Origin of the sequence: Spirosoma lacussanchae, assembly GCF_005870035.1 — a bacterium.
Classification (GTDB): domain Bacteria; phylum Bacteroidota; class Bacteroidia; order Cytophagales; family Spirosomataceae; genus Spirosoma; species Spirosoma lacussanchae.
In genome coordinates this window covers 189255-212449 of record NZ_SWJG01000008.1, presented here as the reverse complement: position 1 = coordinate 212449, position 23195 = coordinate 189255, and the positions used below count along the sequence as shown (strand labels likewise).

The window sequence follows — 23195 nt, the reverse complement described above, 5'->3', positions numbered from 1 at the left end:
TCAAGGCGAATATGACTTTTCGGAAGGCACGTTACGAAATTTGGTCAGTCTAGAATTGGGTCAACTCTTAAAGGAGGAAGCAAAACCAGTTTGATGGAACATTTCGTACGAATGTGGGCAGCCCCCCTATACAGGACAACGGACTTCGGCCAAACATGGTCCCGCTTGTTGAGCGAAAAGCAGGCGAAGGGTTACGCACTCTGTTTCCTGCAGGACCCCGCCGAGCCACGTCTGTTGTTTGCGGGCACGGAGCATGGCTTATGGGTCAGTATCGACGCTGGACACACCTGGACCCAATGGGACAATGGCCTGCCAGCCGCAACGCCCGTTATGGACCTGGCCATACAGGAGCGGGAGGCCGACCTGGTCATTGGCACCTTTGGTCGGTCAATTTATGTTCTGGACAACATCCGCCCCTTACGCCAACTGGCAGCCACCGGCAGCTCCCTGCTCGACAAACCTGTACTGGCCTTCGAGCCATCGACCGCCTATCATGCTGTTTATCAAGGCCCACAGGGGTATGGCAAAGACGCCGAAGACCTGTATCAGGCAACCAACCGACCGGCCGGCGCGACCCTGCTGTATTATCTCAAGCCTGCCCAAAAAGCCGTTGCGGCCAAACCTGCCCCGACAACAGCCGCTGTAAAAGGGAAAAAACCAGCGGTCATCATAACCTCTGACGAGCCTACGACCAGCCTGCCGCTCACCGCTTCAGCTATTGGACCTCTAGCAGCTCGCGGCAAAATAGATTCAGTTTTCGTGCGTCTGTACGACGAAAGTAATCGGCTGGTGCGCACCCTGAAACAGGTTCCCGACACAGCCCTGGGTGTGCAGCGTATCAACTGGAATCTAACTGAAACTGCTGTGTCCATGCCCAGTATGCCCGGTCCACGGCGCGGTGGTAACGAACCCTCCGGCGATCCGGTTATGCCCGGCAAATACAAGGCGGTAGTCACCTATCGGGGAGCAGCCGACTCGACCTATGTCACGGTTTTGCCCGATCCTCGGGTTCCGTTCAACAAAGAAGCCGCCATGGCCCGCCGGGCTCTGCAGGAACGGCTGAACAAGAATATTCGCCAGCTAAGTGCACTGACGAGCCAGATTCAGGAAGCCACCGAAGCCACCGAGTCAATCAAATCAAGGCTGAAGGATAAGAAAGGCCCGCAATACGATGACTTACGGAAAGCGACCGCGCAAATACAGGATTCGCTGAAGGTGGTTCGGGAACGCATTGTTGGGAAACGAACTGAACGACAAGGCTTTGGCCGGGTATATATGCTCACCCCCATCATGAAAATTCAGGAAGCGAGCTCTTATATTAGCCGCCGTACCGCGCCACCAACTCAAACGGAGAGCCAGCTGACCGACCAGGCAGAAGGGCTGACCCGGGAGACAATTGCGAAAACCAATGAGTTTTTCAGCAAACAGTGGGCTGAGTACTACAAAAAAGTACAGGCTACTCCGCTGGATCTGATTAAAGAATATTCGCCCATTGCCAGTAATCCCAAATAAATGAGAAACCTATTGCATCGATTGCTTACAGCCGGTTTTTTCCTGTCTGGAGTAATACCGGCCTATGCTGGCCCCTCAGGCTGGTATAAGGCCGACTCCATTCAGGTGACTGTCACCGAAGGAACGAACATGGCCGCTGAGGTATCGCCCGACAAGTCACTGATTGCTATTGACTTACAGGGAACGATTTGGCTACTGCCCAGCGCGGGAGGGCGCGCCAAACCCCTGACCGATGCGCTGGGCGACTGCCGTCAGCCGAGCTGGTCGCCTGATGGGAAACAGATTGCGTTTCATGCCTTTTGGGATGGTCGCTACCATATCTGGATTATTGACCGAGCAGGCGGTAAACCCCGGCAGCTGACGTCCGGCATCTATGACGACCGGGAGCCCCACTGGTCGCCCGATGGAAAACGGCTCGTGTTCGCTTCCGATCGTAGTGGTAATTACGACATCTGGCAGTTAACCCTCGCCGACGGGAAACTGACACAGCTGACTACCGATTCGGGCAACGATTACAACCCGGCCTACTCACCTGACGGCCAGCAGATTGCTTACATCTCCGATCGGACCGATGCACCGGGAATCTACACCGTATCAGCAATTGGTGGGACCGAAAAATTTATCTCGGCTTCAAAAGGAAAACTGGCCGGACTGGCCTGGCAACCCGATGGCACTCATCTCTTTTACAACGCGCTGACCCGTTCTCAGAGCGGACTCGAAAAAGTTAGCCTGGCACCGGGTCAGCCTGCTTTATTAACGGAACCGGCGGAGGATGTTTTTCCTTTTCGATTGAGCTGGTTTTCCGCCAACGAATACCTGTACACGGCCGATGGCTTGCTGAAACGACGGAAACTCGATGGCCCCGCCCTGACTATTCCGTTTCAGGTGGTTATCACTCTTCCCCGCACGAGCTACAAGCGGAAAACGTACGACTTCGATGCCCCCAAACCGCAACCGGTCAAGGGAATAAAAGGACCGGCAGTCTCGCCCGATGGCACCCAGATCGCCTTCGCAGCCCTGGGCGATCTGTGGTTACTGACCAAAGGCAACAAAAAGCCCCTGGCGCTGACGTCGGGGCCAGCCATCGATGTAGAGCCCAGCTGGTCGCCCGACGGAACCAAACTGGCTTATGTGTCTGACCGAAACGGGTCGATGGATGTTTGGATCCGCGACCTGAAAACCGGCACCGACCGATGTCTGGTCGACATGGCCGACGATTTAAACTACCCAACCTGGTCGCCCGATGGCAGTAAGGTAGCATTCTACCAGGCCGATCCGCGTAATGCCTGGGGCCGCAGCACCCTCTACACAGCCGATGTGACCTACACGGCCGACATTACGGTACCCCGAACCCAGAAAATTCACGAATCGCTATTTGTGCCCAGTCAGGTGAGCTGGTCACCCGATGGCAAAACACTGGCCGTCTCGGCCCTGCACCCTTATTCCTCCCGGTATCGGGAAGGCGTGAGTGAGGTCCTGCTTATCTCTCTCGACGGTAAAAATGATCGGTATGTTTCTCCCGCGCCGGGTCACAGCCTGGGAACCCGCGGCAAAAACGGCCCCGTCTGGTCGCCCGATGGTACGCAGATGGCTTATGTGCTGGATGGCCTGTTGTGGGTCACTGCTGTGGCTCCCGACGGTACGCCCACGGGAAAACCCCGACAACTAACGACCGAACAAGCCGACGTACCCAGCTGGACTGCCGATTCAAAAAAGCTGGTCTTTCTGGCAACTGACGAATTGAAACAACTGGTCGTGGCGACGGGAACAACAGAAACGATCCCGATGGATCTCACCTGGCAACCCAAAATACCTGCCAGCCAGCTTGTTATTCACGCCGGAAACCTGTTTGATGGTCGGTCAAACAGCTACCTCAGGAACGTTGACATTCTCGTTCAGGGTAATCGGATCAAAGCCATACTGCCTCATCAGGCCAATCGACCCGGTACGTTCATCGATGCATCGACCAAGACGGTAATCCCGGGTCTGTTCGAGATGCATACGCACCAGCACTCCATGACGGGCGAAAAAATGGGGCGGCTCTGGTTGTCGTACGGCATCACCTCCGTTCGCGAACCCGGCGCAGACCCCTACGATGCGCTCGAACGTAAAGAATCATGGGCGAGCGGAATCCGACCTGGCCCGCGCCAGTTTTTCACGGGTGGTCTCACCGACGGCACCCGCATCTATTACGGAGCGGCAACCAGCATCAACTCCGACGAGCAACTGGACCGGGAGCTTAACCGCGCCGTTCGACTGGGCTACGACCTCATTAAAACTTACGTCCGTATGCCGGATGCCATGCAGCAGCGCATCACGGCGTTTGCCCATGCCAACGGAATTCCGGTTTCTTCCCACGAGATATTCCCGGCTATGCGGTACGATGTCGATGCGGTCGAGCACATTGGAGGCACCAGCCGTCGAGGTTACTCACCGAAGATAACGGCCATGAACAAAAGCTACCAGGATGTGATCCAGCTGATTGCCAGGTCAGGGATGAACATAACCCCAACCGCTTCCCTGCAGGGTGGCTTTTTCTCGATGGCGGCTAAAGACCCGGCGTTTTATGAGAACAGGCAATACAAAGCATTCTATTCCGAAGAATACAGCAACGCCCTCCAGGCCGGAGCTGCGCAGATGGCTAAAATCAACCCGGGCTATCTGGCTAATTTCGGCAAATTACAACAGGGAGTTAAAGCATTGATTGACGCCGGGGCGCACATGACTACGGGTACCGATAGCCCGTTTGTTCCGTACGGCTATAGCTTGCACACCGAACTTCAGTCTTTCGTTGACGCCGGTTTAACTCCGTATCAGGCCCTTCGGTGCGCTACGCTCTGGGCAGCCGAAACCGTAGGTGTCAGCAACGATCTTGGTACGGTTGAGCCGGGCAAACTGGCCGACCTCGTCATCGTTGACGGCGACCCGCTCGGTAATATCCGCGATGTACTGAACGTGGATCAGGTTATCCGGAACGGCGACGTACTGCCGATCGCTCAACTACTATCACGACCCTGAGGGCGCTGCTCAATAATCATCCCTATAATAGGGCCTGGCCGGATTGACTATTTTTCACGAGCCAGTCCGGCCACTTCGTTTACAATCAACGGCAATTATTTCACCGTCTCGTAAATTATGATTTGCAAGAAACGGTGAATATAACTTTTATGTAAAGCTTGTAAGTAAAGCGTTGCGTCATGAAACCTTAAGGTATCACTGATTTCATCTGACCATACGTTGCTATACTCACTATTTATACTGATACATCAAAATACATCAGGTCAATCAATCTATTTGTTCACTCGAACATTGATGATGCATGTAAGGCAGCGCAGAGATGACCGTTTACGGGGTATTCTCTTTCATTACAAGAAGCCTGCTCTTACCAAGCGACTGAGTATAATTTCATGCCGAAAACTTTCACCCAGTCGTCTAAAATTTCCTGAATAAATTGCCCGGCAGCTTCAACCATACCCATATAATTTATCCGCAGCGATTTACAATGTATTTTAAATCCCTTGGTCATTTTTGAGCAAGCTCATTGGCTTGACGAATATGAATAAACGTAAAAGAACACCCTGACTTTTTATTTTTACGTAGCAAATGAATGTCGCTTATTGAACTCCAATCAACACGCTCTTCAAATCACCTTTTTCTTTAATTAAAAGGTACAGGAGGTAAGGTGCAAAAATCATGATACCAACAATAGACGCTATCACAGCCAGAACAATAGAAGTGACAGAAAATTTATTTCGCCAAATAATCCATAGCCCAGATAACACCAGATAACAACTGAAATCGAGGTTAAATTGCCCATTCCAGTTAAGGGATTGGATATTGGCGAAAAATATAGCTAATAAATCGGAACCATCATTCTTGAAAGCGATAGCTGAGTATATCAAAAGAACTACGGTTTGGGCTATGAGTAAGCCTTTTAGAAAATTGTTGTTCAGCATATTCAGTGATTAAGTTAGTCTATTCCCCAGCTTTCGAATAACCATTCTACGAGTTGAAAAAATGCGGATCAACGTGAATGATCTTGCCGTTTAGCCGGAACGTTTCGCTAAAGTAGTTGAACAGTCGCTTCCAGTTTAGACGCTACCGTACATTGCCTGTTCCATCTTATTGCCGGATGACGACTATTAGAATTGTCTGAAATTCGTTCCTGATATATTGGGAGCCGACCTCAACGACGTTGACAAGAAAGGTATGCTGCCTGGGCTTGCAGGCCAAGGTTTCATGGGCACACTTCCCTGGTAAGACTGAATAGTACTATGTGTAAGCAGAGATTTAAACCTGATCCGTTAGACGTGGCCGATTAGTCTGGCGTTCGTACTAATAAATAAACGACCTGTTCTATAAAAATAGGATAATAGTGGAGGCTACAATGCAGGCCCAACCGGAACTATACATAGTGCTCCCCGGTAAAAAAACGGTGGGTGCTGCCAGCTTTGTTGCCTGCAGACAGATCATTTATTGTTGATCGATACCTGTTTGTGAAGTGGTGGTAAACTCGTAGGCCTATTGGTATTAGATGCGGCTACTGAAGATTGCTTTGATGGGTTTTTTCGGCCGCTTTTTTGCCAGATTCTGGCCGAAACGATTTGAAGATGGCGAACAGACCCACCAGGATCAACCCTACTACTAATCCGACTCCAAATTCTTTTAGGGTAGCGGGCAGGTTAGGAAAGAGCGTATGCAGGTAATGGATATTATGCACAAAGATACCGCCGGCAACCAGGATGAGTGCCAATGTACCTACAACGCTCAATATCCGGATGATGATGGGTAGCGCCCCAACCAGCCCCTTACCCAGGGTGAACAACAAGCCCTTACCCGACGACCCCTTTATGAGTTTATAGCCCGCATCGTCCATTCGTACAATCAGCGCCACGAAACCGTATACGCCAACGGTTGCCAGTAACGCCACCGCCGATACTGTCATAACCCGGATCGATAATTCTTCTTCAGCAACCGTACCCAGCGCAATGATGACGATCTCAACCGAAAGGATAAAATCAGTTGTGATGGCCGATTTTACCTTTTCTTTTTCCTGATCGGGAGCTGGCTTATCCTGTTTAGCCTCCTCGACCGGATGTGGGTTTTTGCTGATTAGGTTACCTAGGTAATGTACTATTTTCTCTGCCCCCTCGTAGGCCAGATAACCACCACCCAGCAGCAGGATAACGGTAATGGCAATTGGAAAAAAAGCACTCAGCAGTAGAGCAACCGGTACGATAATCAGCTTATTGACTAAAGACCCTTTGGTGATCGACCACAGTATTGGCAGCTCCCTGTCGGCCAGAAAGCCGGTGGCCTTCTCAGCATTTACGGCTAAATCATCGCCTAAAATACCGGCTGTCTTGCGGGTTGCCACCTTCGTTGCCAGCGCAACATCATCCATTAGGGCAGCTATATCATCCAGGACTGCAAAAATACCCGATGCCATTTTCGTTTGGTTTATGCCTATACTAACCTCAACTACCGGTGTAAGGTTAAGACAGCCCCGAATAAAACTTTTTCCTATCCACTTTATGCCATCAGCAAGTACAGGCTTTACTCAAATTCCAGGGTTGATTGGTTTTTTACTGCTGGGCAGAGGAGCTGCAATGCATCGGTGACATAAGCAGAAGTAAACAGTATCCCGAATCCCCAGGATAAAAGGTTGTGGTTTTCGTGTACGACGTTCTCGTAGAGTAAGCCGGCCGGAGTATCTTTGATGATGGGCAACAGAAACCCCTGCCTCAATCCTCCAGAATTTACCTGCATTGGCGAACCAGCCTGACCCCTTATAGCAATGGAACAACGTTCTGCCCAACAAAGCATCTTAAACCTTTTCCGGCTTCACGGTCAAACAGCGCTGGTCACGGGAGGTAACCGCGGTCTGGGCCTGGCCATGGCACAGGCACTGGCCGAAGCCGGGGCCAACATTATGATTGCGGCCCGCGATGAGGCCATTAACCAGCAGGCAGCTGAAAAACTCAGATCGCTTTACGGAATAAAATGTTGGACTACATCCTGTGACGTAACAAATGAAGAAAGCATACGAGCGGCTGTGGCCCAAACGATCGACCAGTTTGGTAGGATCGACGTGCTGGTCAACTCAGCGGGTATCAACATTCGGGGGGCCATTGAGACACTCTCATTGGACGACTTCAAAAAAGTTCAGGAAGTCAACGTAACCGGCACCTGGCTGTTCTGCCGTGAGGTGACACCAATCATGAAACAGCAGGGTTACGGCCGAATCCTCAATATGGGGTCGATGCTGGCGCTAACGGCCCTTCCCGAACGAACGCCCTACGCCACCAGCAAAGGCGCTATTCTACAGCTGACCCGTGCGTTAGCGATGGAAGTAGCCAAAGAAGGTATCACGGTGAACGCCATTTTACCCGGTCCCTTCGCCACCGAAATAAATCTCCCGCTGTTGAACGACCCGGAAAAGTACCAGGCTTTTATCGCCAAAATTCCGCTGGGACGTTGGGGTGAGTTGCATGAGATTGGCGGCATCGCGCTGTTCCTGGCCAGCCCAGCCTCCAGCTACGTGACTGGAGCCTGCTTTTCTGTTGATGGTGGCTGGGTAGCTCAGTAAGGAATGGCCTGCCCGCCGAAGAGCCAGCAGCACAAAGGCAGCTTGGTTTGAGCACTAGTCGCTCTATTTAACGTATTTACGCCAATTGTGCTGCTCGTTAAAACCAAGCACTTCGCGAATTTTTCGGTTCGAAAATAAGGCTTCGTTTTCCTCTAGTTCCCGGACTATCGGCACGCCTGGGAAATAGGTCTCGGCCAGTTCTTTGCTGCTGATAATGGCCCCGTTATGATCATTCCCAGCGTTAAACACCTGGAAGCCCAAGTTGTCTTTTTGCAAACATAAATCAACAATCTGCCCCAGATCACGCGCGTCTATGTAACAGAAAGCATTTCGGCGTCGTACCTCAGGGTTAGCCAGGTAGTATGGAAACAATTCGGCGTATTCGTGCGGCTCAATCACATTCCCGATGCGAAGTGCGTATATGTCGAAGCCAGACCGACGCTGGAAGCTCCGCGCCGTTTTTTCATTGACCACCTTCGACAAACCGTAACTATCCATCGGGTCGACGTCGTAATCTTCTTCGAGCGGTAAAACGCCTGGATTGGTTTTACCATCCGAAAAACAGATGCCGTAGGTGGTCTCGGAGGAAGCGATAATTATTTTTCGGATGCCGAGTTTAACAGCCGCTTCAATCACATTATAAGTACCAATGGCGTTGACCCGAAACGTTTCGTTATCCGGTTTGATCAGAATTCGGGGGACGGCTGCAAAATGAACGACAGCATCAAACCTGGGGACACCGTTACCCGGCTCTAGCTCGTCGAGCCCCGCATAGGAACTCATGGCGTTGAAAATTTGCCCGGAGTCGGTTATATCCGCGCTCAGGTTGTCGACCCCCGGGTGATTCAAAGGTACCAGGTCTACGTTCATCACTCGGTGCCCCTGGTCAAGCAGGTAAGGGATTACGTGTTTTCCTGCCTTTCCCGATCCCCCCGTAAAAAATATCCGCATGGCTGTCGTCGTCTTCGCTTATGAACTACTAATGAACCCCGGGTCACCCTGCATTCTCTGAAAACTCTAAGCAGAGCAAAGCGATTACCAGGCAAATGTAATTAGCAACCAGGCTGAAAGCAGTTGGGTTACGTTCAATTTCAGGTGCTATTGTTGTCCGAGGGTAGGCATTGTGCCTGCAGGTACTCCCTGATACTGTACTCTGATTACTCCCTAATTGTTATGGGTTGACTCCAAAAATCAGCTTTAAACAAAGCCTATCGCATAACCTGTCCTTTCCCGCAGGTAGCGTCTACCAAGAAATTTCTGTTTGTGAACAGGGTATGGTTGCTGATGTCAACCTGCACGTCGTCTATTTAAAAAAAGAAGCTATACAGTAAGACTGCAGAAACGCCACCATCGGCTCCGCATGTTAGACCCTGGATCGATTCCCTAACCTAGTAACTCTCACCTCCCCGATGGTTAAAGAGAAGAACAGGGAGGTGAGACCTTAACACGATCCGGGCATTTGCTTGGTAAAGATTTACGGGTGCGTCCGCTTGTCAATCCAACCCAGAATATCCTGCATGACGACTTCACGCTCTGCGTCATTCAGCAAATCGTGGTAATGCCCTTCATACAGTTTCAGGGTTTTATCGGTCGATGAGGACGTCTCATAAAAATACTGGCTACCACTCGGTTTCGTAACCTTGTCGTCCGTACCGTGCAGTATGAGCAGCGGCAGGGTGATGTTGGCCATTTCGGCTTTCAATCGTTCATCGGCGAGGGATAACTGTTGCACGGTTTTGGTTGGCTGCACTTCGTCTGCAATGAGCGGATCATTATTCATGAACTCTACAACAGACGACATACGGGAAAAATCTTCATTTTTTAGCCGCAGCACGTGAGCATGGGGGAATACGTGGCTCAGGCCTTTCAAAACCGCAAGGGCAAAATCAGGGGCTGGTACCTGAAAAGCAAAACTTTCGCAGATAAAACCACTCAATTTTGCCTGGTGCTCAAGGGCGTAGATAGATGACAAAACACCGCCCGCACTATGGCCCAGTAAAAACGTGGGTAACCCGGGTCGAGCAGCTTTCGTAATGTCTACTAACTTGTCAAGCTCTCTGACAAACTGATTGTAGTCGGCTACGTAGTATCGTTCGCCATCTGAATTTCCCCTGCCCGGGAAGTCGATGGCATACACCTCATACTGTCGAACCGCTAACTGTTCAGCAGCCCACTGAAAATAACCACTGTGGGCGTTAAAGCCATGAGCCAGAACAACAACGGCTTCGGGCGTGCCAACTGCATGCCACATCTTATACGAAACGGTAAGTCCTTCCTCTGAGCGGAAAGTGGCGGTCTGGGGTTGGTTGAGGGCCTGCATGAGTGTTATGAGGATAGAGTTCTTATAGTCAATTCATTAGTTAGGGTCTGTATGCTCTGTAGCGTTTGGAGTGGGCTAAACCTTTCTGGTTTACCGCATAAAGTTGGTCAGAGACTCTCGACCGGCAGTAGTATAAATCGCGGGAAATACGGTACATTCAGCGGTTTTTTACTGCTCGACATCTTCTATTGGCAACCTCATGGTTTTGCCATCACAACGCCAGCCCTGATTTGCATAAGCCCCCAAAGTTGGAAAGCCTGATTCCTACGTTTTTTTTGCATTGATTCATTAAAAAAGCTGCCATTTCTTTCATGGCAGCTTTTTTAATGGGTCATAACAACGTGCTGGTTAACCAATCTTTACGACCTGATAAAAGCAAGTATATCAGCGTTGATGGTAGGCGCTTCAGTCGTAGGCATGCCGTGCGGAAAGCCTGGGTAGGTGATCAGTTTGCCCTGCTTTAACAGCTTGGCCGCTTTAACAGCGGTTAGCTCGAACGGAACAATCTGATCATCTTCGCCATGCAGCACCAGCACCGGAATATCGACACTTTTCAGGTCCTCCGTGAAGTCGGTTTCCGAAAACGCCCTGATGCCGTCATGATGCGCTTTGACGCTCCCCATCATACCCTGACGCCACCAGTTGTCTCGTATGCCCTGTGAGATCTGGGCGCCCTCCCGGTTGTAGCCGTAGAAAGGTAGGGTGAAGTCCTGGAAATACTGCGGGCGATGGTTGGCCGTGCCTTCCCGAATTTCGTCGAAAACTGACATCGGTACGCCATCGGGATTGGTATCCGTTTGTACCATCAGTGGCGTTACCGCACTGACCAGCACGGCTTTCGCTACCCGTCCCTGACCGTGTTGGGCCACATACCGGATAACCTCGCCCCCACCCGTCGAATGACCGATATGTATGGCATCCTTCAGATCGAGAAACTGAACCAGCTCGGCCACGTCGGCTGCGTACGTTTTCATATTATGCCCCTCGGATGTTTGGGACGATCGCCCGTGCCCCCGACGATCATGGGCAATGACCCGAAAGCCCTGACTGACGAAAAACATCATCTGGATATCCCAGTCGTCGCTCGACAACGGCCAGCCGTGATGAAAAACGATAGGTTGACCGGTTCCCCAATCTTTGTAGAAAATCTCGGTTCCGTCACTTACAGTGATCTTGCTCATGTTTTTAGGATTATAAGTTGATAATTCAATAAAACCAGTGGCCAACGTCTACAACCCATCACGTTAGCAGCGTATGCTGAGAGCGTAATAGCCTGTTAGCCAGACCAACTAAAACAACCCGAATTGCAGAAACAAACCTACGGGCTGCATGGCGGACGGGAGCAGTACAAACAGCGGGGATTACAGTATAATGTGAGGAATCGAATCCGGCACAGACTGGCACGGCCAGTCAGCATGAGGAGAATCAACTAACGCATAGAGCAGGGCAATAGGATGTCCAGATCAGGAACAGCGCGTCAGTCATTACTGCGAGCGGAAATCGGCGGGGGTTGACGGCGGTCGGTATGTGATGAACCTGTATCTTCGTCCTGAACGGGCGTTTCATCGCTCGCAGGTCTGGTGGCTGTCTCGCTATTTCCAATCCGCTTGCGGTAGCCGACGCCCGTCCGGTCATTTCTGAAATGTCAACGTAGGTAGTTATGACAGATCCATCGTCGAAGTCAGTCCGGGTCGTGCGGGCGGCTGCCAGTGCAGCAGTTGGGAAGGCCAGTACCCGGTATACGGTCAGTCAAATCATTCGCTATTTTGCGGCCGACCTCCCGGCCTCCAGCAATTATCCCAGGCACGCTAAATCGTACCTGCTGTATTGCCTGGAGCATGATTTTAGCATCGATGGAATGAGTTTTGCCCGCTTCACGGCTGATCTGCCGCCCAACCGCGTTTCGCCCATTCGGAAGTTCCTGTTGTTTTACCAGTCGATGGGTCAGCCCGCCGTTATGGCCGACCCCAAAACCGCCCGATTACCCGTTGCTGCTAACGAACTGATTCTTCGGTTCATCCGGGAAGCCAAGAACCTGAGGGGTGATCGATCGAAGGAAACATACACCAAAGCACTGAATGCCTTTTTTCTGTACGTCGACAATCAGCAGCAATCTGGCCAACTGGCCTCGCTGAGCGGACAAACCGTATCAGACTTTGTTCAGCATCTGAAAGACAATGGGTACTCGGCGTTTACGGTCAATCTATACCTGTCGGCCCTCAAACAATTGGCGGTCTGGTGCATTCGGCAACGGGAACAGCTGCAACTAAACACCGACCAGCTCAACACCCTGCGCGATATTCAGGATGTTCGGGGCCTGGCCGTTGAGCGGACCTTTTATAAAGACAGTCTGGAGGCCAATGAACGCGAGCAGTTGCTGGCCGGCGTAACCTCCCTCCGCGACAAAGCGATCCTGGCCCTGCTGGGTCTGGAAGGCCTGCGCACCGTTGAAGTAACCCGACTCCGGCTGAGTGATCTGGACTTCGACCGGCAGCAGTTACACATTTTAGGAAAAGGCCGAAACACGAAAAAGGCGATCAAGTTCTTCGCGGGCTGCCGGCTGATTATGCAGGAATACCTGGCCGAAGCCGGCCGCTGGCCCATCCGGGCCGACCAGCGTGGAGAGTTCCTTTTTCAGGATTTAAAGACCCATCAGATCCGCTATATCGTGGATAAGCAACTGAATCAGCATGGCCTGAAACGAACCGGCATGTCGGCCCACAGTTTGCGCCATACCGTGGGGCAACTCCTGCTCGAAGAAGGGGTTAGCCTCGAGCACGTGCAACAACACCTACGTCACGAAACGCTCGAAACGACCCAGTTCTATACCAAGAAAAAAACGCGGAAAACCTACCTGCAGCAAATGCCCGACTGAGCCTAACCGGTTTAGCCAGTCAGCCTCAACCCCAGGCTCCTCGAATACCAGGTAGCCTAGCGTAAGTCCTGGATGGCACAAAAATCCATGTCGCCATAATCCAGATTTTCACCGGCCATACCCCAGATAAAGGTGTAATTAGATGTACCGGCGCCCGCATGAATCGACCAGTTTGGCGAGATTACAGCCTCTTCGTTGTGCACCCAGATATGCCGGGTTTCCTGGGGCTCGCCCATCAGGTGACAAACAGCCTGCCCCTCGGGCACCTCAAAATAGAAATACACTTCCATCCGCCGGTCATGAACGTGGGCAGGCATCGTGTTCCAGACACTCCCGGTCTTCAGCTCGGTCATTCCCATCTGTAGCTGGCAGGTCGGCAGCACCTGATTGATCAGCATCTGATTGATGGTCCGTTCATTGGCCGTATCCGAACCGCCCAGATTCAGCTGGTTGGCATCGGCCCGGGCAATCTTGCGGTTGGGGTAGGTTTGGTGAGCAGGCGTCGAGTTGAGGTAAAATCGCGCGGGAGCCTCATCATCCATCGACGAAAACTCAACAGCACGGGTACCTTTCCCCAAATAAAGGGCTTCTTTGTAACTGAGGTCGTACATCGTACCGTCGGCTATGATCCGGCCGGGCCCGCCTACGTTGATTACGCCCAGCTCCCGGCGCTCCAGAAAATAAGCAGCTTTCAGCTGGTCGGGCGGTACTAGCGGGCAGGACTCACTGACGGGCAGTATTCCACCCGTCAGGTATCGATCAAAGAACGACATCGTCCAGCGAAACTGATTGGGAACGAACAGGTCCTGAATAAGAAATTGCTGGCGGAGCTGCTCGGTGTTCATACCCTGTACCTCAGCTGGCGAGGAGGCATACCGGCTTTCATATACGTACTGTTGAGCGGTCTCTGGTGTGTGTGTTTGCTGCATAGTTTTCGTCTCTTTCGTCAAAGGTGCCGACAGGCTTTAAACGTAGATTACCTGACAACCCAGTGATACGAACCCGCTGGCACATCGTCGATTTTCCAGAAGTTCCCGGCCGATGCGGCTTTGATCCGTTTGCCATCCTGCCAGACCTCTCCCTTTGCGGATTTACGGGGCAAATAAACGACAGCCCGGCAATTTCCGGGCAAGGTAAGCCGCAAATCAAACTGATCCGACTCGTTTTGAAAGCTGAGTGCCAGCAGCCCCCGCAGGGTAGTGAGTTGAAGTTCAGCCTGTTTCAGCGTATCGGGCTGGGGCTTGATCTGGATCTGTTCATAGGCTGGGCTCAGGGGTTCGACTCCCATTAGCTTACGAACAATGATATTGGCCGGTGCGGCTCCCCAGGCATGGTTCCAGTCCTGGTTAGGTTTGTACCGAGTATCCCAGGCCTCGGTGGTCATGGTAGACCCGGTCCGGATCATGTTATACCAGCTCCGTTCGTCGGTGGCGGTCAGGAGGGCCAGCGCGTAGGCTCTTTCGCCGGCATTGTACAGCGCGTCCATCAGAAACTGGGACCCATAAACGCTGCAGGCCATGCCGCGGGATCTGATGTGTTTCAGCACAGCCGGCTGATGGTTTTCCGGAACCAGTCCGAAGGCCAATGCCATCATGTTAGCGTGCAGCGACGAGTGATCGGTTCCTTCTCCATCCCGGATCAGGCCCGACCGGGGTTCTACAAACGTTTGCCGGAAAGCCCGCTTCACCTGTTCCGTTCGGGCAAGAAAAAAGGCAGCATCTTCTTTTTTTCCCAGTTCACTGGCCAGCTTCGCCATATGAACTAAAGCCTGGTAATGGAAGGCATTTACGACGGCGTTGTAATCCCGAAACACAAATCCGTCGGTTTCGCCAGCTTCTTTTTTCCCAAGCCCCAGCACACCCTGTTGCGGCCAGTCGACAATATCCTGAATGGTGGAACGACCATCGAAGGTATCATAATGAATAGATTGCCGAAAGGCCTCGTTCTGCAGTCCGGTTCGGGTACTGATCAATCCATCAGCCCTGGCCAGTGGCAGCAGCAGCTTGGCTTTCAGGTCAGGATATAACGCCTGTGCAGTTCTGATATCGCCCGAGTTGAGGTAGTCGTACCAGGCAACCAGAATGTTCTGTAACGACCATTCTGTAGGCCACGTGGCATGAAACACCAGATAATTCAGCGATCGCTTGGCCATCGTAAACTCCGCGTCGGTAGCGTAGTGAGAGAGCTGGTTGATCAGCGCATCGGCCTCATAGGGGATTCGCTCCCGATCGCCATCAACGTAATAGCCCGTAAACGTAGTTGCCCGAATGGTATGCTTACACAGATCCCAGATCTGGTTAAGGATCGAGTCAGAAGACGTAAACGCTGACGCATTCTCATCGAACGAATACGTGATGGTATGCCGCACCAGCTGATCGATGCTGATTGATGGAATCGGCAGCTCGACCTCCACGTAGCGAAAGGGCAGCACCTCACCCATATAATCGGGCATGTGTATAGCTTTCGGTCCGGTATTGCGTTTGTCAGACAGAAACTGAACCGCGTACTCGTGCGTCCCTTTCTGCAATCGTAACCAGATTCGGCGGTATCGAACTGTACCGCGGGGCCTGGAATCGACGTGACGGTCGGGCGTTAGGACCTCGCCAATATGAAGCAGCACCGAATCCTGATCAGTAGCTGCCGTAGCCATCAGTCTAACCTGACCGAAGGTAGCTTTGCCAAAATCGTACAACCGACGCCGGTCGGTGGTAGCGGGCTGTGGGCGGGGCTGGTCAACCGTACGGGTGAGCGGGTAGTACGGTGTTTCGTAGGGAGCCAGACGGGATGCCGTACGGAACGCCCGCGGAGTCGAATAACTACTTTCAAGATTATGCTCATTCCAGATTTTAACCCGCCAGTAGTAGACCCGACTGGGACCGAGCGGGTTTCCCCCCAGCACAATACCCACACTCTGACGACTCCTTACCTGACCGGAATCCCAAACGTCGGCGGAACCGGTCTGAGTGGTAGAAACCTGCACCTGGTAGGCCGTTTGGCTACCCGACGGCACTACCCAGCTAAACGACGGACGTTCGCTCCGAATGAGCGCATATTGACCCGCGAAACGAACAGAATGGGCGGTCATGAGCGTCAGGTTAGTCAGTAAACCCTGTTGCCAAACCCGGTCGGTATGCAACAGTAGGTCCGTGCGCAGCGCTGTAGGCGGAGTTTGGGATAGCGCCGTCGTTTGAACGATCAGCACGAACAGTCCCCACACAAAGAGTTTAGTCATTGAGTTCACCTGGCGGTAGTCGGTATAGACCCTACAGTCGGTTTATTTCGGAGAAAAGCCGGAATGCTCTGGTCGCTACTAACCGGTGCTATCCTAAACGATGGTAAACATAGGGTTGGGTCAGGCCACCATCAGCAACCCGTTGATCACCGCGAGCTCGTCGTTGGTGAAGGCTACATGGGCCAGCGCCTGCACTGAATCAGAAATCTGCTCGGGTCGGCTGGCGCCTATCAACACCGAGGTTACCCGCTCGTCTCTCAATAACCAGGCAATGGCCATCTGGGCCAGGGTCTGACCGCGCTGCCGGGCCAGTTCGTTCAGCTGGCCAATTAACGCAAGGGTTTCGGGGGTTAGTTTATGCTCGGGTAATGAACCGTTTCGGGCCGCGCGCGAATGGGCGGGTACACCATGCAAATATTTATCGGTCAGCAAACCCTGCGCCAATGGCGAAAAGGGAATGCAGCCAACCCCTTCCTCTTCCAGAACATCGAGTAACCCCTCCTCGGCCCACCGATCCAGCATCGAGTAGCGTGGCTGATGAATCAGACAGGGTGTACCGAGCTCGTTCAGGATGTCGATAGCCTTCTTTGTCTCGGCCGGTTTGTAGTTCGACAGGCCTACATACAAGGCTTTGCCTTCCCGGACGATCTGATCCAGCGCCGACATGGTTTCTTCGAGTGGCGTGTTGGGGTCAGGTCGGTGGTGGTAAAAAATATCGACATAGTCCAGGTGCATGCGTTTCAGGCTCTGGTTCAGACTGGCGATCAGGTATTTGCGAGACCCACCGTCGCCGTAGGGACCATTCCACATGCCATAGCCGGCCTTGGTCGAAATGACCAGCTCATCGCGGTAACCGGGTAAATCATGGTAGAGGATATGCCCAAAATTCTCTTCGGCAGAACCCGGGGGCGGTCCGTAGTTATTAGCCAGATCGAAATGAGTGATGCCCAGATCAAACGCCCGCTGGACCATCTGACGGCTGTTTTCGAGGCTGTCGACATGGCCGAAGTTCTGCCAGAGACCGAGCGAAATGGCCGGTAAAAGCAATCCGCTATGCCCACACCGCCGATAAGCCATCGACTGATAACGGGTTGGAGCCGGTTGAAAGCGCATAGAGAGGAATTAATAAGTGTTTGCCGACAGGCAATGTAGCAATAAAGGGCTAATCTCAGTTTCTCCTACTTACCCCGGCATCACCCACCCCATCAATTATCTGCTCGGCAACCCGTTCAGCACAGGCTTCGCTAGAGATTACTAAAAGATGAGCCACTTCTTTCGACGGTAGAGCCTCGGTAAATCGGTTTCGAAAACGGTGTACGGGTCCTGATAAAAGCGGGTAAAATCAGTTGCACTTCCCTGGCCCGGGTAAGGCGCATAATAATGGGTGGGGCTTCGACTGTCGTTACGCCAGACCAGCACGTAAGCGAGCTGCATTTTCTCAGCGGTTAGCGTCTTCAGCAACGCAGAGGTCCACCAGGTGGTATCCGGAATCGACTCCAGCCCCGTTTCGGTAAAGGCAGCTAGTTTGCCAGCCTTGCGGGCGTAGTCGGACACAATTTTGAGCTTAGCCAGGCCAGCCTTCAGGTTATACCGTCCGCTCCGGCCAAAGTCAGCGTAATTATCCACCCCAACCATATCGACCCATTCGTCGCCGGGATACCGATCCAGGTATTCCGCTTCGGTTTTGTACAGACAATCGGGCGAAAACACATAGACGAAGTTGTGAACCTGCAGACTATCCCGCAGATACGAGACGGTGAAGCGCCAGAGTGAGGTGAACTCTTCTTTGGTACAATGCGGTTTGCCCCACCAGAACCAGCCTCCGTCCAATTCGTGGTAGGGCCTGAACAGCATCGGCGCCAGTTTCCCGTCCGCCCCCGTCACTGAACCGGCCAGGCTGGCTACTGTCTGCAAGATGGACTTGTATTCGGCATGATGCGACCCACCGGGAATCAGCTGCCTGACCGCCGGTGCCGTGATCGAATCGTTCCAGTAGAAGCCGGTTTGGGGGGTCACCGGGTTAGAAAAATGCCAGGCAACCGTTGTTACCCCGCCCCGATTATAGGTATCGACAATCTGCTGGCGGAGCTGTTCCTTGTTCTTTTCGATCACCTGGGGCGGCCGACCCGACAACCCGCTGAAATCGACTCCGATAACGGCCGGGTGTGAACCCACGACTGATTTTACGTCCGACCGATTTGGCTCGCCCGCCCAGCCATGCCCATATTCGGTAGCGTGCTGATGACCAAACAAAATGTGCTTTTTGGCCAGTTTATGCAGATTCTGAACCAGGGCCCTGGTTTCGGCGGTCGCTTTTTTGTCGATGAGGTCCGGCCGGGGGCGGGCAAAGATGCTGGACAGCATGGTGAGCCCGATCAGCAGGCAAAGCAGCTGGGGCAGTGTTTGTTTATACATAAAGAAAAGAAAATACGTCGAATAGGCAGTGTATGAATGTTGCCCCACTTTCTGCCTGGCTAGGGCTGCCGATGCCGTTTGGCCGTGTAGACAATCGTTCCTGATCCAGCCCTGTCAGTTGAAGGTTGCCTTGGCCGTGATGGGCGTCCAGGTATCGGTGCGGAATGGGCTAACGGGAAACCCGTCCACACTGAACAGATTGGCCTCTTCCGGCGCGTCGGCCCAGCCGTACCTTACCGAAACGGGCTTCGGAATCGCCGGATGCGATACAACAACGGTATTACCCTGAATATGAGCCTGGGCATAATAGAACTTTTTGTCGTCGCCCGCAATTTCAAAGCCTTTCAGATACCCGTACTTATCCTTCACCGTTAGCCCCTTGTCGGCCTGTTTGAAGGTGACGATGGCCTTACCATCGGCAAAGGTAACGGCGTCGTAAAGGGGAGAACCGGCTGGCGCGGCCTGTCCGTAGTCATTCCTGAGCGCCAGCACCGCCAGTCGATGCCCAACATCCTGTTTGTTGGTCGGGTGAATATCATTTGGGTTGCCCACATCGGTCGTTACCGCCATGCCGGTTTTTGGCAAACTAAGGGTCATCGTTTGGGCTTCCCGAAGTTCGGCCCAGTTGCTGCCCTGGTTACTGCTTTGATTAGCCCCGTAGCTTGACAACTGTACGAAATAGAACGAGAAATTCTGGTTAAACTTCTGCCGCCAGTCCCGAATCAGCAACGGAAAGGTCTGCCGATACTGGTACGCCCGACCCGCGTTGGTTTCGCCCTGGTACCAGAGCACCCCCCTGGCCGCAAATGGTAGCAGTGGCGCAATCATGGCGTTGTAGATACTAACGCCCACGTTGTTCATAAACCGCTTGTATTCATACGGCTCGGCAAAGGCGGGCATGATCTGCCAGTCGCGCGCCAGACCGATACGCTGACCCGCCCCATCAACGTACAGATCCGTTGCCGACCCCTTGAGTCCAGGACCGTACCAGGCCGGATCGACCATATTACCCAGTTTGATCAGAATCCGGTTTGTGCCCGCCCGCCAGGTGTTGGCAGGCAGGGTGATTTTGCGAACGCCCGTTACCGCACCCCGGGCCACGGACTTGCCGTTGATGAACACCTCGACAGGACTGTCATTTTCGGCCAGCGCCAGGGTGGTTTCGGTAGTGGCCATATCGTCGGTGATGTCAACAGCGCGGGTCATGTAGCCCTGTCCTTTGAAACCACGCATGTCTTTCCACTCCCACTGACCCAGCGCGTCGGTCTTCCGCCAGCGCGAAAAGTCATAGTTGGGCGTCAGGTACTTTTGTTCATCGGCACTGGTGGGTTTTTGGGCGGTGCCAAGCAGCTGGGTCCGCAGCTTAACATCTACCAGGCTGTCGGCCTCACGCCAGGATGTTGGTAGATGCTGGGCGTAGCTCCGCAGCTCATCACTGGTCAGCATACTTTCTTTACTAATCCAGCCTTCTACCTGTGAGCCGCCCCAGGATGAATGCAGCAGCCCGATCGGTACCTGCAAAGACTGGTTCAGCTCCCGGGCAAAAAAGAAACCAATAGCCGTAAAGTCACCCACGGTTTCGGCCGAAGCGATTTGCCACTCCCCGGCAGTCAGGTCGGCCTGCGGGGTGAGGGCTAGTTCATGCTCGACCCGGAAGTGGCGAATCTGGGGGAAGTTCGCCATTTTCTTCTCAGCCGCGTAGTTGTTGGCCTGCCGCACAGGCCATTCCATGTTCGACTGTCCCGAGCAGATCCAGACCTCGCCAATCAGCACATCGGAGGCTCCTGCCCTACCCGATTTAGCGGTGGCCGACAGGGTGTGTGGCCCACCGGCCTGGAGGGGTGAAAAAGTGACCTGCCATTTGCCGTCGGGCCCTGCTTTTGTTTTCTGCATTTGACCGGCTATGGTTACCGTGACCGCTTCGGCAGGCTTTGCCCACCCCCAAACCGGAAGAGGCTGTCCCCGTTGCAAAACAACATGGTCGGAGAAAAGCCGCGCCAGACGAACCTGCGCCAGGCCCGGAACGCTGCTCAGTAGCAGCACAACGAACACCAATCGATTCAGCATCGTACAAATAGAGATAATGGCAGCTCTATAAACCACAAACGTCGCTTCTGCCAGCCAGTTTACCGTTTTTTCTGCAGGGCTTCCAGCGCCGTTGCCAGGTAAACCAGGGGCGCGTTCCAGTTAATGGCAATTTCGTTAGACGCGTAGGAGCAGTCGGCATCCAGAAAGACCTCATCGGCAACGGTGGTGGTGTAGCCAGGGCATTTGTCCTGCCGAGCTGCGTTGGCGTTGGTGCCCCCCGACAGAAGGCCGGGTACCGGCGCGTCGATTCCATCGGCCACCGAAGGCCGGTGGTGCGGGTGCAATGGCGTTTTACTCCCAAAGCCCGTTACGAATGAATAGCCGACAGCGTTCCGGCCGAGCAGATAATCCATGTTGGCCAGCGCGGCATCGAGGTATTCACCCTGGTTGGTGAGCCGAAACGCCTGAATGAGCGCTATACCCTGATTAGCCGCTACGGCGCTGCTACCCCAGATATAGTCACTGGCCGACTTACCCATAGGTGTCAGGAAAGCCTGCTTGTTTCGATCCTGCTTGAGCTGATCGGCCAGCCGCAGTATGTGGGCCTTTACTTTGGGCAAGTCCTGCTGGCCCCGTGGCGTCATCTGCTTCGACAGGCGGGCCAGTGAATAATAGGCCAGCGTCCGAACCATAGGCCACGATGGAAGCGGTGTGTTTTCGTCGGGAAACAGGTTCACAGCGGTGTAATAGGTATCGTCTTTCGTGGTCAGATATAGCTCGGCCGCGGCCCAGATCCATTCGTCAGCAGCCGAGCGGTCGCCATAAGTACCCGTAACGACATCGGGCTCGAACGACTTGTTCAGGGCATCCTGATTGTACAGGGCATCGGGGTTCTGTTTGGCCCACTGCCAGGCCTTTACAGCTGCTGTAGAACAGGAATCGGCCAGGCCGGGTAGCTCGCGGGTAAAGGGTCTAAAGACTCGGGCGGCCTGCGCCATAACGGCCGCAAAATCGAGCGCAGCCGTTACGCTTTTCTGCACCACATAGCGATCAGCCGTGGCTTTATCGGGCATGACCATTCCGTCGAAGCGGGCATTCGTCAGTTTGTGGTAAACGCCCCCGTCGGCCGGGTCCTGCATGGTCAGCATCCATCGCAGGTTCCAGAGTGACTCGTCGAGCAGGTCGGGCAGTTGATTCGTGCGTTCAGGGATGGAAACGGCCATCGAACGGCAATAGTCCGGAAAATCCTCGTATACCGACAGCAGGGTCCCCATCGTGATGCCCGAATTGACGATGTACTTGTTGTAATCTCCGGCATCGTACCAGCCCAGGGGCGACGAAATCGTCGTTCCGGCGGGGCGGGTTGCCGATGCCGCCGACGGATGGATCAGCACCCGGGTATCGGGATGGCCGGCCGGGCGGTGCCAGATACCGGCGTAGGTTTCGGGTAGTTCGATTGCGGTTCGCTGGTAGTAAAAGCCCTTGATCGCGCCTGCAGCCAGCTTCTGATGAATATTGGCCTGAATAGAAAACGGATAGGATTTACCCAATCCGGGAATTACGAGTACGTATGTACCGGGCGTGCGCAGGGTCGAAAAGTCGGCCGAACGAGCCGTTTTGCCGGATATAGCGTTGGTGCGCGACTCGCTGAGCGATCCGGAGTAAACGACCCTGCGGCCATCGGCAGTGGTTACCTGAAACGGGCCATCCGTTGCTGCCACGATAATGGCTACTTTGGGGGCATTGGGGTAAAAGCCAATTTGGTTCAGGCGAATGGCTTCGGATACGGTTTGCGCCGATACAGGCTCGATCCGAAATAAACTGCCTATGAATAGGCTTACGGCAACTATAATCCTGAGCATAGTCAAGCAACAGCGATACGTGGAGACGCCTAACGGCTTACTGATAAACCACTGGTTTTATCGGTTATACTCATGGTGCGAAAACTGATTATCAGCGTACAACCCATTTCTTCGCTGATAGCTGTACCCTTGCTCTAACCTGGCCCCGCCCCAACTACCGTCTGGTTACCACTGCATCAGCTTTTAGTACGTTACGAAGCAAAACTAGGACCCTTCTCGCCCCTGGATTATATAGAAAACCCTATCAACCCCAAATTCAGGGAAAACCCTAAATCCTGATTCGCCTGCCAGGGCCTGTCGGTGCAAGGCTCTGTCAAAAAGAAGGCTTGTTCATATCTAAAAGCACAGCTTTGGCTGCCGAT

General features: G+C 53.3%; 15 protein-coding genes. 4 read left to right on the top strand and 11 right to left on the bottom strand.

Annotated features, from left to right (window positions below; all coding sequences use genetic code 11):
- The first annotated feature begins 165 nt into the window (after nt 1-165).
- Together FBR45_RS22210 and FBR45_RS22205 are read left to right on the top strand one after the other, a co-directional pair.
- A complete protein-coding gene (locus FBR45_RS22210; protein WP_171044940.1) occupies nt 166-1512 on the top strand; it encodes a flagellar hook assembly protein FlgD in 1347 nt (448 codons plus the stop codon).
- Nucleotides 1513-4530, top strand: a complete 3018-nt coding sequence (locus FBR45_RS22205) for a DPP IV N-terminal domain-containing protein (RefSeq protein ID WP_138506427.1) — start codon at nt 1513-1515, stop codon at nt 4528-4530. It begins immediately after the preceding gene.
- 596 nt (nt 4531-5126) lie between these two features.
- Here FBR45_RS22205 and FBR45_RS22200 read toward each other — a convergent pair.
- Entirely contained in the window at nt 5127-5468 is a 342-nt protein-coding gene (locus tag FBR45_RS22200; protein WP_138506425.1) for a hypothetical protein, read from the bottom strand.
- A gap of 584 nt (nt 5469-6052) precedes the next feature.
- Entirely contained in the window at nt 6053-6961 is a 909-nt protein-coding gene (locus FBR45_RS22195) for a DUF808 domain-containing protein (protein ID WP_138506423.1), read from the bottom strand.
- A gap of 348 nt (nt 6962-7309) precedes the next feature.
- Between FBR45_RS22195 and FBR45_RS22190 the strand changes: the two genes are divergently transcribed.
- Nucleotides 7310-8101: an SDR family NAD(P)-dependent oxidoreductase gene (locus FBR45_RS22190; protein WP_138506422.1), complete on the top strand. Its 792-nt coding sequence runs from the start codon at nt 7310-7312 to the stop codon at nt 8099-8101.
- 63 nt (nt 8102-8164) lie between these two features.
- Here FBR45_RS22190 and FBR45_RS22185 read toward each other — a convergent pair whose 3' ends face one another.
- The 3 genes from FBR45_RS22185 to FBR45_RS22175 form a co-directional block, all read right to left on the bottom strand.
- A complete protein-coding gene (locus tag FBR45_RS22185) occupies nt 8165-9052 on the bottom strand; it encodes an NAD-dependent epimerase/dehydratase family protein (RefSeq protein WP_138506420.1) in 888 nt (295 codons plus the stop codon).
- A gap of 523 nt (nt 9053-9575) precedes the next feature.
- Nucleotides 9576-10421 carry an alpha/beta hydrolase gene (locus FBR45_RS22180; protein WP_138506418.1) on the bottom strand — a complete coding sequence of 282 codons (846 nt, stop codon included), beginning with the start codon at nt 10419-10421 and terminating at the stop codon, nt 9576-9578.
- A gap of 359 nt (nt 10422-10780) precedes the next feature.
- Nucleotides 10781-11602: an alpha/beta fold hydrolase gene (locus FBR45_RS22175; protein ID WP_138506416.1), complete on the bottom strand. Its 822-nt coding sequence runs from the start codon at nt 11600-11602 to the stop codon at nt 10781-10783.
- A gap of 479 nt (nt 11603-12081) precedes the next feature.
- Here FBR45_RS22175 and FBR45_RS22170 point away from each other — a divergent pair, with 479 nt between their 5' ends.
- On the top strand, nt 12082-13296 hold the full coding sequence (locus tag FBR45_RS22170) for a tyrosine-type recombinase/integrase (RefSeq protein ID WP_138506413.1): 1215 nt from the start codon (nt 12082-12084) through the stop codon (nt 13294-13296).
- Nucleotides 13297-13352: 56 nt separating this feature from the next.
- Here FBR45_RS22170 and kduI read toward each other — a convergent pair whose 3' ends face one another.
- The 6 genes from kduI to FBR45_RS22140 all read right to left on the bottom strand — a co-directional run bounded on the left by kduI (nt 13353) and on the right by FBR45_RS22140 (nt 22833).
- A complete protein-coding gene (gene kduI, locus FBR45_RS22165; protein ID WP_138506411.1) occupies nt 13353-14225 on the bottom strand; it encodes a 5-dehydro-4-deoxy-D-glucuronate isomerase in 873 nt (290 codons plus the stop codon).
- A 47-nt stretch (nt 14226-14272) separates the two neighbouring features.
- Nucleotides 14273-16528 (bottom strand): alpha-L-rhamnosidase-related protein, encoded by a 2256-nt coding sequence (locus tag FBR45_RS22160; RefSeq protein ID WP_138506409.1) that lies wholly within the window; start codon nt 16526-16528, stop codon nt 14273-14275.
- A gap of 120 nt (nt 16529-16648) precedes the next feature.
- Nucleotides 16649-17641 (bottom strand): L-glyceraldehyde 3-phosphate reductase, encoded by a 993-nt coding sequence (mgrA, locus tag FBR45_RS22155; RefSeq protein WP_138506407.1) that lies wholly within the window; start codon nt 17639-17641, stop codon nt 16649-16651.
- A 141-nt stretch (nt 17642-17782) separates the two neighbouring features.
- Entirely contained in the window at nt 17783-18892 is a 1110-nt protein-coding gene (locus FBR45_RS22150) for a glycoside hydrolase family 26 protein (protein WP_246082346.1), read from the bottom strand.
- Between the two features lie 165 nt (nt 18893-19057).
- Complete coding sequence (locus FBR45_RS22145) at nt 19058-21010, bottom strand: sialate O-acetylesterase (RefSeq protein WP_171044939.1); 1953 nt, start codon at nt 21008-21010, stop codon at nt 19058-19060.
- A 59-nt stretch (nt 21011-21069) separates the two neighbouring features.
- Nucleotides 21070-22833: a glycoside hydrolase family 9 protein gene (locus tag FBR45_RS22140; RefSeq protein ID WP_138506403.1), complete on the bottom strand. Its 1764-nt coding sequence runs from the start codon at nt 22831-22833 to the stop codon at nt 21070-21072.
- Nucleotides 22834-23195 lie beyond the last annotated feature (362 nt).